The organism is Rickettsiales bacterium (genome assembly GCA_035765535.1).
In the GTDB taxonomy this organism is placed as follows: Bacteria; Pseudomonadota; Alphaproteobacteria; order Rickettsiales; family JABCZZ01; genus JABCZZ01.
Map to the genome: position 1 here is coordinate 440,934 of DASTXE010000003.1, position 13,145 is coordinate 454,078.

Annotated in this window: 13 protein-coding genes; 7 read left to right on the top strand and 6 right to left on the bottom strand. The window is 50.8% G+C overall.

Annotated elements, in window-relative coordinates; genetic code table 11:
• Positions 1 to 3 precede the first annotated feature (3 nt).
• The 5 genes from VFT64_05065 to VFT64_05085 all read left to right on the top strand — a co-directional run bounded on the left by VFT64_05065 (position 4) and on the right by VFT64_05085 (position 6,186).
• Positions 4 to 2,349 carry a PAS domain S-box protein gene (locus tag VFT64_05065; GenBank protein ID HEU5047198.1) on the top strand — a complete coding sequence of 782 codons (2,346 nt, stop codon included), beginning with the start codon at positions 4 to 6 and terminating at the stop codon, positions 2,347 to 2,349.
• Entirely contained in the window at positions 2,324 to 2,773 is a 450-nt protein-coding gene (locus tag VFT64_05070) for a response regulator (protein HEU5047199.1), read from the top strand. The genes VFT64_05065 and VFT64_05070 overlap by 26 nt, the downstream gene beginning before the upstream one ends.
• Positions 2,766 to 4,340, top strand: a complete 1,575-nt coding sequence (locus VFT64_05075; GenBank protein HEU5047200.1) for a response regulator — start codon at positions 2,766 to 2,768, stop codon at positions 4,338 to 4,340. The genes VFT64_05070 and VFT64_05075 overlap by 8 nt, the downstream gene beginning before the upstream one ends.
• 27 nt (positions 4,341 to 4,367) lie before the next feature.
• Positions 4,368 to 5,030, top strand: a complete 663-nt coding sequence (locus VFT64_05080; protein HEU5047201.1) for a methyltransferase domain-containing protein — start codon at positions 4,368 to 4,370, stop codon at positions 5,028 to 5,030.
• A gap of 82 nt (positions 5,031 to 5,112) precedes the next feature.
• Complete coding sequence (locus VFT64_05085) at positions 5,113 to 6,186, top strand: mannuronate-specific alginate lyase (GenBank protein HEU5047202.1); 1,074 nt, start codon at positions 5,113 to 5,115, stop codon at positions 6,184 to 6,186.
• Between the two features lie 6 nt (positions 6,187 to 6,192).
• On the opposite strand, the gene VFT64_05090 is transcribed toward VFT64_05085, so the two are convergent.
• The 3 genes from VFT64_05090 to VFT64_05100 form a co-directional block, all read right to left on the bottom strand.
• Positions 6,193 to 7,044, bottom strand: a complete 852-nt coding sequence (locus VFT64_05090) for a prepilin-type N-terminal cleavage/methylation domain-containing protein (protein HEU5047203.1) — start codon at positions 7,042 to 7,044, stop codon at positions 6,193 to 6,195.
• 126 nt (positions 7,045 to 7,170) lie between these two features.
• Positions 7,171 to 8,544 (bottom strand): ATP-binding protein, encoded by a 1,374-nt coding sequence (locus VFT64_05095; protein ID HEU5047204.1) that lies wholly within the window; start codon positions 8,542 to 8,544, stop codon positions 7,171 to 7,173.
• 152 nt (positions 8,545 to 8,696) lie between these two features.
• Entirely contained in the window at positions 8,697 to 9,605 is a 909-nt protein-coding gene (locus tag VFT64_05100; protein ID HEU5047205.1) for a LysR family transcriptional regulator, read from the bottom strand.
• Between the two features lie 223 nt (positions 9,606 to 9,828).
• On the opposite strand from VFT64_05100, the gene VFT64_05105 reads away from it, so the two are divergent.
• On the top strand, positions 9,829 to 10,548 hold the full coding sequence (locus VFT64_05105; GenBank protein HEU5047206.1) for a pirin family protein: 720 nt from the start codon (positions 9,829 to 9,831) through the stop codon (positions 10,546 to 10,548).
• Between the two features lie 28 nt (positions 10,549 to 10,576).
• Positions 10,577 to 11,320, top strand: a complete 744-nt coding sequence (locus tag VFT64_05110) for a 3-oxoacyl-ACP reductase family protein (protein HEU5047207.1) — start codon at positions 10,577 to 10,579, stop codon at positions 11,318 to 11,320.
• 114 nt (positions 11,321 to 11,434) lie between these two features.
• On the opposite strand, the gene VFT64_05115 is transcribed toward VFT64_05110, so the two are convergent.
• From VFT64_05115 to VFT64_05125, 3 genes are all read right to left on the bottom strand, one after another.
• Complete coding sequence (locus VFT64_05115; GenBank protein HEU5047208.1) at positions 11,435 to 11,743, bottom strand: hypothetical protein; 309 nt, start codon at positions 11,741 to 11,743, stop codon at positions 11,435 to 11,437.
• Between the two features lie 215 nt (positions 11,744 to 11,958).
• Complete coding sequence (locus VFT64_05120; protein HEU5047209.1) at positions 11,959 to 12,639, bottom strand: response regulator transcription factor; 681 nt, start codon at positions 12,637 to 12,639, stop codon at positions 11,959 to 11,961.
• Between the two features lie 124 nt (positions 12,640 to 12,763).
• Positions 12,764 to 13,021 (bottom strand): hypothetical protein, encoded by a 258-nt coding sequence (locus tag VFT64_05125; protein HEU5047210.1) that lies wholly within the window; start codon positions 13,019 to 13,021, stop codon positions 12,764 to 12,766.
• Between the last annotated feature and the right edge of the window lie 124 nt (positions 13,022 to 13,145).

Consider the following 13,145-nt stretch of genomic DNA (forward strand, 5'->3'; position numbering starts at 1 on the left):
CCCATGCGTATGGAACAACCCTCCATCCGGACCATTTTGCTGGCAACGATCAGTACGCTGGCCTTACTCATCGTGTTATTTGCCGCGCATGGAATTTATATGCAATGGCAGCGTCTGGACAGGATTCAGACTTTGAAACGTGCCATGGTCATAAGCGACCAGATATTTGATGCCACTGAGAAGCTTGCAGAGGAGCGTGACATAGCCTATTCGCTGCTCTACACACAGGATAAAGGTAGTGTTGCTGATCTTACACCCAGGCTGACTCTTGTCCGTAAGCAAGCGGATGAGAAGTTACTGAAAGTATTGGAAGTAATAGGGCAATACCATTTTCCCGGTCAGGCTGAACAGCTGCAGCAGACTGCAGAGCAATTCTTAAAACTGCAGGAGCTGCGCAAGAAAATAGATACGGCTCTGTCCTTGCCCCCAAAAGAGCGAGACCATGCGCTGTCGCCGCAATGGTTTGAGCAGGCAACTTCCCTGATTCTGCAGACACAAAATTTATGGATGGATTTTGCGGGCCACTTCAGCGATATCGACCCGCTGGTAACATTACATGTGCGCCTCAAGCATGTGCTGGGCATTATCATGGAATATTCCGGCAGGGAACGTTCTGTGATTGGACGGCTGATAGCGGAAAATGCCGATCCGCAGGCGTCCGAGCAGGCAGCGTTGCTGCAATGGCAGGGGGCGGTGGATCTCGGTTGGAGAATCAGCGCCACACTGGCCGATCAGGGAAGTTTAACGCCTGCCATTACTCCTTATCTTAAAGATGCGCGCAGCCATTATTTCATGCTTTATAATATGACCAGGGATATGTTCTTCATACCACGTGCCGGCGGTCATGGGGCTTCCTATCCGATCAGCATCATCTTCTGGCTGGAACTTGCAACACAGACAACGGATTCATTGTATGCGCTGAAGGATGAAGCATTGCGGCAAAGCGGGCGATATATGACCGGGCTGGAAGCCGAAGCGCGTCATAGAATTATGATGGATTCCGTATTTCTCCTGTTTGTTCTGGCGCTGTCCTTATACAGCTTCCGCGTGGTGAATCATCGTGTTATTTATCCCATCAACGCGATAGTGTCCGCACTGGTCAGAACAACGAAAGGCGAAACGGTATCCGTACCGCATGCCGCCAACACCCATGATGAAATAGGAAAACTGACGCAGGTATTGCAGGCAGTCCAGAGCAATATTGAAGAAATCAAATATGGCACTGCCCGTCTGCAAAGCGTATTCGATACGGTATTGGATGGGCTCATTATCATAAACAGCAGGGGCCTCATTCAGGGATTCAATGCGTCGGCCGAACGGATATTCGGTTATAAGGCCGAAGAGGTAATGGGGCAGAATGTAAAGATCCTGATGCCTGAGCCTTATCACACCGAGCACGATTCCTATATTTCCAATTACCTGCGCACCGGTACGGCCAAGATCATTGGAATCGGGCGGGAAGTCACAGCCAAACGCAAGGATGGAACAATTTTTCCCATGGAACTGGGAATCAACATGTTTCAGGCCGGGGGTGAAAAAGCGTTTGTGGGTATGATCCGCGACATTACGGCTCGCAAGGAAGCTGAAACCAAGCTGCTGCATTATACAAGGGCGCTGGAGCGCAGTAATAAAGAGCTGGACGATTTTGCCTACATCGCCTCGCATGACCTTAAGGAACCCCTGCGCGGCATACATAATCACGCACGGTTCCTGCTGGAAGACAATCAGGATAAGCTGGATCCCGACAGCACAGCGCGTCTGGACCGTCTGACCTATCTCAGCCAGCGTATGGAAAAGCTGGTAAACGACCTGCTGTATTTTTCACGTCTGGGGCGTCAGGATCTGGCGATCGGTAAGGCCGATATCAATGCCGTGATTCATGATATTGAAAACACGCTGGACGTGTTTATGGCAGAGCATAACGCGCATATCATCATACCGTTCCCGCTGCCTGCCATCATTTGCGATAAGACGCGTGTAACTGAGCTATTCCGCAACCTGATCATCAACGCTGTAAAGTATAATGACAGGCCGGAAAAACATGTTGAAATAGGATTCCTGGAAGCGCATCCTTATACGGATGGGACCATGCTGCACAACGTCTTTTATGTAAAGGATGACGGAAGAGGAATTGCTCCCGAATTCCACGAAGAGGTTTTCAGGATATTCAAGCGCCTGCAGAGCAGTAAGAATGCAAAGACGGAGGGAACAGGCGTTGGCCTCACTTTCGTCAAGAAAATCGTGGAACGTCATAATGGCCGAATCTGGATCGCATCTGAAGGTAAGGAATGCACCACATTTTATTTCACTTTAGGAGGGCAACATGACAGTCGGAAAGCCGGTGAGTAAGTCGCAACCTATTCTGATCGTGGAGGATAGCGAAGATGATTACGACGCAACGCGCCGCGCCTTCACCAAGGCGAATCTGCATAATCCCATCGTGCATGCTTATTCCGGCGAGGAAGCGCTTGCCTATCTGAGAGACGAAAGCAATGCAAAACCGGGCCTCATTCTGCTGGATTTGAACATGCCCGGCATGGATGGTCGAAAAACGCTTGAGACTATCAAGCAACATAAATCACTGAGACATATTCCTGTGGTGATTCTGACCACGTCTGACGATGAGCGTGATGTAACGGCATGCTATGATCTGGGGGCCAATACCTACATCCAGAAACCGGTCGATTTTGACGGGCTCATAGATGCGTTAAAACAGCTCAAGGAATACTGGTTTGAAATAGCCTTGCTGCCGAAGGAGGGAATGCATGAGTGAACAGACCGCAATACTGATCATCGATGACAGCGAAGATGATCGCATGTTCTACAAGCGCACTCTGCAGAAAATTGCTGAGCAAAGATATGCCGTATCGGAAGCGGAAAATGGCATGGAGGGGATACAAAGCCTGTCATCCGGTTTGCCCGCCTGTATCCTGCTGGATTACTCACTCCCCGGCCATAACGGCATTGAAGTATTAAAACAGGTCCGCAGCCAGTTTCCTTTTGTGCCGGTCGTCATGCTGACGGGGCAGGGGAATGAGGAGGTGGCCGTAAGCGCCATTCAGGAAGGGGCGCAGAATTATATTGCCAAGGCGAACATCACACCGGAATCCCTGCAACGCGTCATAGAGAGCGCCATTGAGCGCTGCGTCCTGCATAAACGCATTCATGAACAGCGTGCGTCGCTGGAAATATTCGCGCATGCGCTTGCGCATGATTTAAAAGAACCGGTAAGAACCATCCGCTCTTTTCTGGACGTGATGAAAGCGCACGAGAATTTCTCGGAAAAAGGAAAAGTGCATTTCGATTACGTCCAGAAAGCGGCGAAGCGCATGCACGCGTTAATCGATACGGTATTTCTTTATACGCAGCTGGATAATGCACAGGTTTCAAGGGAAATGTGCGATGCCAACACTGTGCTTGAAGAGACAAAACAGAATCTCAGCGAGCTTATCCGCGAACGTGGCGCTGTGGTGACCAGCGACAATCTGCCTGAAGTGTACGCGAACCGGATGCAGTTGATTCAGGTGCTGCAGAATCTGATTGCCAATGCCATTTATCATGCGCAGACGACTCCCAAAATACATGTCAGCGTGAAAGAACATGAAGGAAACTGGCAATTCCTGGTGAGCGATAATGGCCCCGGCATCAGCAGCGAGCTCAGCAGGAAGATCTTTGAACCGTTCCGGAAATTCTCGCATAACAAAGAGCAGGGAATGGGCATGGGGCTCGCGATCTGCAAGAAAGTGGTGGAATCGCACGGAGGAGAAATCCGCTGTGAATCTGAGCTAGGCAAGGGCACAACATTTTTATTTACCATATCCAAGCCTGCCTCTGCGGCAGCGAGTCAATCGGCTGCACAGGATAAAGCAACCCAGAACGGGCCTGCGAAAACCGGTGAACTCCCTCTTGCCAATGTCCTGCTGGTCGAAGATAACGAAGCGGATATTGAACTTGCGCGTATCATGCTGATTGAAGAAGCAGGGCTGCAATGTAAGTTGATTGTGGCGCATGATGGGCAGGAAGCGATTGCCGCCATGCATGCAAATCAGGAAAAGAATGAGTCGGTGGATCTGGTGCTGCTGGATATCAATATGCCGGGCATGAATGGGTTCGAGCTGCTTGAGCACATGCAGAAAGAAGAGGAACTGCATCGTATACCCGTTGTCATGTGCACCACATCCGATTACGGTAAGGACGTAAACAATGCGAAGAAACTGGGTGCGAAAGGCTATATCACCAAGCCTGCAGGGCTGGAGGGGTTAAAGCCCATCATCGAGACGATACCCACCATTTCGCTCTGTTCGCGGGGAAGCGGTTATGCTTTACTGCGTGCCGCTTAATACAATATCAACAGGGATGTATTTCTCATGGCTTCAGCTCATCATGCGCAGAAAAGCTCGGCAATCTACACACCGCTGATTCTAAAGCTTTACGACTGGTGGGTGCTCGGTGTTTCCAACCGCTTCGCTTGGGAATGCCCGACGCATCAGATATTGCTGCCGTTTTTCGCCCGTCATACCAGCACCCGGCATCTGGATGTGGGCGTAGGGACAGGGTTCTATCCCGCGAATACGGAATTTCCGGCCCATGCGGAGATCACATTACTGGACCTGAACCGTAATAGCCTTGAAGCCGCCGGTGCACGCATCCCGCATATGAAGACGCAGCGCGTTCAGCATGATATCATGCAGCCTTTGCCGCAACAGATAGAGTTCGATTCCATTTCCCTGTTCTATCTGCTGCACTGCCTGCCGGGCAAGTTCAGCGAAAAGGAAAAAGCAATCGCCAACCTGAAACAGAAACTTTCTCCGAGCGGAATCCTCTATGGCGCAACCATTCTGGGGGAAGAGGCAAACCATAATCGGTTCGGCAAAAAACTGATGAAAATCTATAACCAAAAAGGCATTTTCGGCAATCAGGCCGACACAATGCAGGAGCTGAAATTCATATTGGAAAAGCATTTCAAAGAGGTGGATGTTCAAAGACACGGTAAGGTGGCGCTTTTTAGGGGCAAAGGCCTTCATGCATAACCTTAATCTGCTAGTTCGCTTTTGTTGAATATCAATTTTGTTCCGTATATTATGGAGAATATATGGCTCAGCAGGCGGCAATATGCGTTTTTTGTATTTCTTGATAGCGTTACCTTTCTTCTCCGTACAAGCTTACGCAGATTCCTTGCATCCCCCTCCAGGCTACTACCAACCGGTTATCGAGAAAAAAAGAGAATCCTTTACTTGTGAAACACCGCCCCCTCCTTTTACTGGCACTTTGGCTTTTACAAGTAAGTATCAAGGTTCCGGCCCTTCCCAGGATCAACTGAACCCTCAAGCCTTTGCTGAATATCAAGAGTCAACCAAAGCCGTTGATGATCTTGAAAAAGGGATTGTGGTGATGACGAATAAATATATGAAGCAGGGCGACCCACAAAGATTAGAATGTATACTTTCCTGGATGGCAGCATGGAGCGATGCGCATGCTCTGGAGCAACCTACGAATGATTACATGGGAAAAGCGGTAAGGAAATGGGCACTGGGAAGCCTAAGCGGTGCCTATCTTCGCCTGGAATTTTCACGTTCTGAGCCATTACAGGCCTACCCTGAGCAGAATAAAAAGATAGAAGCATGGTTAGGACGATTAGGTGAACAGGTGATGTCCGACTGGAACATAGATTCATCTTCCTCGCACAAGATCAATAACCATTATTACTGGGCTGCATGGGCGGTAATGGCCACTTCGGTCGTGCTCAACAGGCAGGACATGTTCGATTGGTCGCTTAAAACATATGATTACTTTACTACTCAGGTAGATAAAGACGGATATCTACCCAATGAGTTAGCACGCAAGACCAGAGCATTTAGTTATCACCAGTATGCTCTGTTACCGCTTTCAATGATAGCGGCTTTTGCTAGAGCAAATAATATCAATGAAGCAAGCAGAGGAAATAATGCGATTGGTCGCGTGGCAAAAGTAGTACTGAAGGGAATGGATGATAAAAGCGATTTTGAGGCCAAAACCGGAATAAAGCAGCAGACTGATGAGATTACACATAATTCAAGGCAGGCATGGATACCGCCATTTTGTTATGCAGAACCCTGTTTTGACGCTGTAGAGCAACGATTAAATACCTACGGTGTGATCAGCAACACTAATCTTGGCGGAGAGGTTACAACTATATTCCAGCAGTAATTTCTATTACTGCAGTCTCATAGAGAGTGCACAGTTTATACCTGTTCCCTGATTGATACTGATAGAATAGGTGTTTGTAGTCCAGTTATAGCATGTTGTAGTGCTATCACTTGCAGCATCCGGAGAATGTTGAACCCATTCTCCCGTTAGATAACCTGTTCTCACGTTTCCTTTAAGAGGGAAGCCATCGTCTGTTTTTTGATCAATTCGGTAGGCTTGCGTTACCGACATTCCAGGATTGGTGAGCATACTGCCGTTTGTCGGTACGGATGTAACCGCGGAAATACCAAACCAATTGTTATTATCGATCCCGTTATCAACAGTATTACTATCGTATACATAAACGAAGTTACCATTGCCTATCTTAGCGACAGGTAAAAAATTACCGATATAATAAGTTCCAGCGGTAAGAGATAACGCAGTGCTCGGGGCGCCGCACTGAACAGTAAAAATGCCAGCAGAGTTATTGGGAGATACGTCTCCAATGAGGCCTGCCATATTTAAATCAGACCAGAATAACACAGCTTCACCTTGCTCTGTCGTATAAACAGGACCGCCGGACCAATACCCGTCAATGATTCCATTTCCATCGCGTTGGCCCAAACTAGCATTGCAACTGGTGGTAACAAATCCGAATTGATTTGCAAGAGTATTGGATAAATCCCCGGGCAATCCCCCATACTTATTTTGAAATGCATGGACAGCGGTATTGTATTTCTCAATCTGGCTTATCTGCGCACGAATTGCAGCAGTATTGATTAAATCCTGTCCTGCCAGTATTCCTCCCACAATCAGTCCTATAATAACCAGAACAATAGAAACTTCGATGAGAGTGAAGCCGGAGTTGCGATATTGCATAATAACCAAGCGAAAATATCAATTATTTGATAGTCTTACTATAAATTCAGACAGTTTATTATACAATATAATTAACCGGTATGGTACAACCACCAGTGTAATATACTGGATACCGTCGCTCCATTACTACAACGACAAAAGCATAAATTTGAAAGTCGCTTTAAGCCCCGGCGCATTGTCTTCAAAAATAAGCTCGCCACGATGCAGCTTGGCCACGGCATCCACGAGGCTTAAGCCGAGCCCGGTGCCTGCGGAGGTGCGGCTTGCTTCCATGCGGAAGAAACGTTCCTTGACCTTGTCGTATAGATGCGGAGGGATGCCGGTGCCGTTATCGGCAACGATGCATTCCACATATTGTTCGTTCACGCGCAGCGTCACGCTGACCTTGCCGTTCTTGGGCGTGTATTTAATCGCATTGTCGATCAAATTGGCGATCGCTTGCGTGATCAGCGGTTTATCGCCGGTGGCGGAGATGCCGGGAGGAATCGTGCTGTCCAAAGTAATATGCTTCTGTTCGGCGAGATCGCCGTAAAAATCGATAACGTTTTCCACCACAAGCGAGAGATCGAATGTGACGAAATGCCCGCTCGCCACGCCGGACTGCGCCTGTGAAATACGCAGGATGGAATTGAGCGTTTCCACGATCATATCCACCTCTTCGATGCCCGCTTTCACATTCTCGCGCATCTTGGGAACGGGCAGGTCATGCGTAAGGATACCGTCCAGGCGGATGCGGTGGCGGTTAAGCGGTGTGCGCAGATCGTGCGCGATATTATCCGAAGCCTGTTTCAGGCCGTTGACGAGCTCGGCGATACGCGTAAGCATCCCGTTAACATTATCGGCCAGATGATCGAATTCATCGCCGCTGCCGGTGACCGGCACTTTCACATCGAGATTGCCGCCGATCACCTGACGGCAGATCTGGTTCACCCCTTCGAGTTTCTTGCGGATAACGCCGGAAAACATCGCGCCGCCGAAGGCCGTGATAATGAAGGCGAGCACGATGCTGGCCGAGACGACGTCAAACATGATCTTGCGCGTTCGGTCGGGGCCTTTGAGACTGTAACCGACGAGAAGGCGGTAACCCCCTGGGAAAGTGCGCTCGCGCGCCAGCACATGAATGCCGCCTGCCTCCACCTGGGATTCGATGTAAAACATCATCCAGTTATCGGAATATTCCACCTCCTGCGGCCAGGCTTCCATATTGCCCACAAGCTGCTTGCCCTGATTATCCACGAGCAGGTAAATGGAAAGCCCGTCATCATCCTCTTCCAGAAATTCGCTGGTGGCCTTCTTCAGCGCATCCAGCCCGCCTGCATGGTAAATGCTCTGCGCCTGATTGAGCTGAACGTTGATACGGTGCGTGATCTGGTTCTCAATCTCGCGCACGGTGGCGAAATAAACAAAGGTCAGGATGAAAATGATCGAAATACTGAAAAACGCCGCGTAAAGCAGGGTCAGGCGCAGGATAGTTGAGTTGAAAAGCTTGCGGGTCAGCATGATTTACAATATTTAGCGGGCGGCGAGGCTGGTGGCAAGCAGCAAGCAATAAGTAACACGAAAGAAGCGAGGGTACGCGGAGGAGTTCTATACGACGACCTCGCGGGGGGATTCCGGCGGAGCCGGAATGGGGGAAGCGTTCCCCCCTTATTCTAAATATCCAGAGGCATGGCCTTGCAGGACTGCGCAATCCAGTCCAGTAAGAGGTTTACCTTGGCCAGACGATAACGGTTAGGCGGCATGAGTGCGCAGATATGGCGTTGCGGCAGGGTTTCATAATCCGGCAGTAACTGCACGAGCTGACCAGCCTGAAGGTGTGTCGCCACGCAGAACATCGGCAATATGGCAATACCGACGCCATCCAAAGCTGCCTGCAGCATCATGCTGGCGTTGTTGGAGCGGAATGCCCCCGTATAGCGGAACATGCCGGTTCGTCCTTGCGGTGTGCGGTAATGCCATTGCGCCGTGCCGCCTTGGTTGGTGTAGGCGATCATGCGGTGTTGCTTGAGATCAGCAGGCGTTTCTGGCAAACCATGTTGCTCAAGGTAAGCTGGTGATGCAACAATAGGGTGAGGCGGACAGGCGGCCAGATGACGGCAGATAAGCGAGGAATCCGTCGGTGCGCCGACACGGATGGCAATGTCGAACCCTTCCGCCAGCACGTCGATCATCTTATCATCCAGCACGATTTCCAGCGTGATATCCGGATATTTCTTGGCAAAACCGGAAAGCACAGGCAGCAGGTGCACCAGGCTGAAGGAAACCGGTGCGCTGATTTTTAACGCGCCTTGCGGTGCCATACGCATATTGCGCAATTGCTCGGCGGCATCCTGCATCTGCTCAAGCGCAAGCCGTGCGCTCTCATAATAAATATGGCCCTCGTCCGTAAGCGTAACGAGACGTGTCGTACGGTGCAGCAGTTTTACGCCGAGTTCCGCTTCCAGCGCCATGACCTGTTTGCTCGCAGCGGGACCGGTAATGCCCAGCGCCTTGGCGGCCTTAGCAAAGCTTTGCCGCCGCGCCACTTCTACAAAGATTTCCGTACGTCCGATGGTAGGCATATTTCTATCCTCAAGTTAATTTCCTCGGAGGGAGGAGCGCAGCGACGACTAGCGACCAAGCGGGAGCGTGAGCCTCACGTGGCGCCCAAGACGCTTTAGCGTCTGAACGCAATCCATATTAATTAATAACTAAAAATTACTAATATAGTGCAATATTATTATATTATCATTTTTTAGGAAAGAGTTAAGATGGCCTTATTCACCACACGAAAGGAGACATATTATGATTAAAGTATATCCTTATAATGCGCTGGGCCACGCCGATCACGGCTGGCTGGACGCAAGGCATCATTTCAGCTTCGCACGTTACTGGAACCCACAAAGAGTCGGCTTCGGCACATTGCGCGTGATCAATGACGACCGCGTTCAGGCCGGCATGGGTTTTGGCACTCATCCGCACGATAATATGGAAATCATTACCTATGTGCGCAAGGGGGCTATCTCGCATCGCGACAGTATGGGCAATGAAGGCCGCACAGAGGCGGGTGATGTTCAGGTCATGAGTGCTGGCACGGGAGTCTTTCACTCCGAATATAATCTGGAGCCGGAAGACACGACGCTATACCAGATATGGATCCAGCCGAACCGTCGCGATGTGACACCGCGCTGGGAAAGCCAGCAGTTTCCGAAAGAACCCGTGCAGGGCAGCCTGAAAGTGCTCGTCTCCGGGCAGGCACAACATGCCGGAAGCGATGCGCTGATGATCTATCAGGATGCGGCGATTTACGGTGGCCGCCTGCTGAAAGGCACACAAGTCACGCAAACGATCCGCCATCAGGCCTATGTGCTGGCATCCATCGGCAGCATCACGCTGAACGGCAAGACACTGCAGCAGGGTGACGGTGCGGAAGTCACGGACGAGAAAGAACTTTCCATTATTGCGCAAAGCGATGCGGAAGTGATCGTGATCGATGTGCCTGCCGGTTCCGCTGCACAACATTAATAACAACGATAATAAAAAGGAGAAGGTTATGAGCAAAACACTTTCAGGAAAAACTGCACTCGTTACAGGCGGTTCACGCGGCATTGGTGCAGCGATTGTCAGGCGGCTGGCAAGGGATGGGGCGCAGGTTGCGTTCACCTATGGCAAGTCTGCCGCCGAAGCGGAATCGCTTGTAAAAGAACTGACGGCAACAGGTGCGAAAGCGAAAGCCTACCGCGCGGATGCTGCCGACGCTAAAGCACTTTCAGCGCTTGTGCAGAATGTGCTGAAGGATTACAGCAGCATCGACATCCTCGTCAATAATGCAGGTGTCGCGGAAGGTGGTCTGATCGGTGAAATCACGCTGGAGCAATATAACAAAGTGTTCAGCGTGAATGTGGAGGCGGTATTTGCTTTGACTAACGAAGTCGTACCCCATTTGAAATCCGGTAGCCGTATCGTCAATATCAGCTCGATTCTTGGCGAACGTGCAATCATGCCAGCATTCGGCGTCTATAACGCGTCGAAATTTGCAGTCACAGGTTTCACACGCAGCTGGGCGAAGGACCTTGGAGCAAAGGGTATTCTCGTTAATGCCGTGCAGCCTGGGCCGATTGCAACCGATATGAATCCGGAAGACAGCGACCATGCGGACTCGCAGCGTGCAATGACAGCTCTGGGGCGTTATGGCAGACCTGAGGAGATTGCCGCAGCGGTTTCATTTTTTGCCGGACCGGATGCGAGCTTCATCACGGGCGCGACGTTGAATGTCGATGGCGGGGCGAATGCGTAAGGAATAATAGAAGATAGAGCTGCAGCGGCCGTTCGTGGTGCATCGGGCACAAAAGGAAAAACTTCTTCCTTCACGAACGGCCGCCTGGTTCAGTTCAGCTCAGCACGCAGTGTGTTACTGCGTGCAACCGCCTCCGGTGACTCCGGGAGCGGCGCTGTTTGCAGGGACGTCCTTGATCTCGGCGTCGACCGCGTCGGTGGTCTGCGCCTTCCAGGCCGTGACAAACGCCGTCAGACCCGCGGAAGCCGCGTTCCGGGCGGTGGAAGCGGTCCGGCGGACGTGCTGTGCGACCGGGTCGGGGCTGTGGGCGACCCACACCACGATCCCACCCACGACGAACACGACGGCGTCCTGCGGAGCGAAGAACGGCCGCCCAGCGCGTCGCTGCCGGGCCACCTTCTCTGCGATTAGCTGTGCCAGCATAGGTCCTCCTCGGGGACTGGGAAGGGCTGGTCCCTTCCTCAATGCTGTACTGCGGTTGTCATACGGGCATGGTACTCACGCCGCAATTGGCGGGAGCAACGAACCACAATACGCGATGGAACGAAAACCACACCAATACAACCTAGGCATAGTAGCATGGGCAAAAAGCGGTTCGGTAGTGAAAGATTTGTTACAAGGGTAAGTTACTGCAATTATTACATATTTGTGCTAAGCTTGTATCCTGCGCCGCGAATCGTATGGATCAGGGACTTATCAAATCCTTTGTCGATTTTCTGGCGCAGTTTGCTGACCTGAGCATCAATGAGATTAGTCTGCGGGTTAAAATAGAAGTCCCACACGCCTTCCAGCAACATCGTGCGCGTGACCACCTGGTCCGCATGGCGCATGAGAAATTCAAGCAATTTGAATTCACGATTCTGCAGGGGAATAACCTTTCCGCTGCGCGTGACCGTATGGCTGATCAGGTTCATCACCAGATCGCCCACCTGCAGGGTGCCGTTCTGTGCCTGCGCAGGGTCACCACGCCGCGTTAATGTTTCCAATCTTGCCAGCAGTTCGGAGAAGGCAAATGGCTTGACGAGATAATCATCGCCGCCGGAACGTAGTCCCTTCACGCGCTCTTCCACTTTGGCAAGGGAACTCAGCACAAGCACCGGTGTTTTATTGCCGGAAGAACGCAATGCCTGGATCAATGCAAGCCCGTCGAGCTTGGGAAGCATCCTGTCTACGACCAGCGCGTCATATTTCTGCTCGGTCGCAAGGTAAAGTCCATCCATGCCGTCATAAGCCACATCCACGTTATGACCGGATTCGATCAGCCCGTCGCGGACATATTCAGCATTACTCTTATCGTCTTCCACTATCAGTATGCGCATGATGCATTACCTAAAATATTCATTATCTCATCATTATACTTCCGGCAGATCGATTATACCCGGCAAAAAAAATCCGCACCAGAAAAACTGGTGCGGATCTCTTTATACCTGACTTAAGGCAAGATTACTTTGCCGGAGCCTCAGCAGCCGGAGCAGCAGCGTCTTCAGCTTTGTGCTTCTTGCTGTGCTTCTTGGAAGCTTTGTGCTTCTTAGCGTGCTTCTTAGCTTTCGGAGCTTCGGATTTAGCAGCCGGAGCAGCGTCAGCAGCCGGAGCAGCAGCTTCGGTAGCGGGAGCAGCAGCCGGAGCAGCAGCTTCCTGAGCGAAAGCAGCGGAAGCGGAAAGGATTGCAGCAGCGGCAACAGTGGCGAGAAGTTTATTCATTGTATTGTCTCCTGTTAGATTACGTAAGCGGCTAAATGCGGTTTAAAGGACAACCCAAAACCCTGACTTTCATTTAACTTGCAACCCATCATACAACGCTTTCATTATGACAGTTTTACCGTCA

What these genes read in the sequence shown, in the direction of transcription:
- VFT64_05065 (HEU5047198.1), top strand. Translation starts at nt 4, where the DNA reads ATGCGTATGGAACAACCCTCCATCCGGACCATTTTGCTGGCAACGATC.
- VFT64_05070 (HEU5047199.1), top strand. Translation starts at nt 2,324, where the DNA reads ATGACAGTCGGAAAGCCGGTGAGTAAGTCGCAACCTATTCTGATCGTG.
- VFT64_05075 (HEU5047200.1), top strand. Translation starts at nt 2,766, where the DNA reads ATGAGTGAACAGACCGCAATACTGATCATCGATGACAGCGAAGATGAT.
- VFT64_05080 (HEU5047201.1), top strand. Translation starts at nt 4,368, where the DNA reads ATGGCTTCAGCTCATCATGCGCAGAAAAGCTCGGCAATCTACACACCG.
- VFT64_05085 (HEU5047202.1), top strand. Translation starts at nt 5,113, where the DNA reads ATGCGTTTTTTGTATTTCTTGATAGCGTTACCTTTCTTCTCCGTACAA.
- VFT64_05090 (HEU5047203.1), bottom strand. Translation starts at nt 7,044, where the DNA reads ATGCAATATCGCAACTCCGGCTTCACTCTCATCGAAGTTTCTATTGTT.
- VFT64_05095 (HEU5047204.1), bottom strand. Translation starts at nt 8,544, where the DNA reads ATGCTGACCCGCAAGCTTTTCAACTCAACTATCCTGCGCCTGACCCTG.
- VFT64_05100 (HEU5047205.1), bottom strand. Translation starts at nt 9,605, where the DNA reads ATGCCTACCATCGGACGTACGGAAATCTTTGTAGAAGTGGCGCGGCGG.
- VFT64_05105 (HEU5047206.1), top strand. Translation starts at nt 9,829, where the DNA reads ATGATTAAAGTATATCCTTATAATGCGCTGGGCCACGCCGATCACGGC.
- VFT64_05110 (HEU5047207.1), top strand. Translation starts at nt 10,577, where the DNA reads ATGAGCAAAACACTTTCAGGAAAAACTGCACTCGTTACAGGCGGTTCA.
- VFT64_05115 (HEU5047208.1), bottom strand. Translation starts at nt 11,743, where the DNA reads ATGCTGGCACAGCTAATCGCAGAGAAGGTGGCCCGGCAGCGACGCGCT.
- VFT64_05120 (HEU5047209.1), bottom strand. Translation starts at nt 12,639, where the DNA reads ATGCGCATACTGATAGTGGAAGACGATAAGAGTAATGCTGAATATGTC.
- VFT64_05125 (HEU5047210.1), bottom strand. Translation starts at nt 13,021, where the DNA reads ATGAATAAACTTCTCGCCACTGTTGCCGCTGCTGCAATCCTTTCCGCT.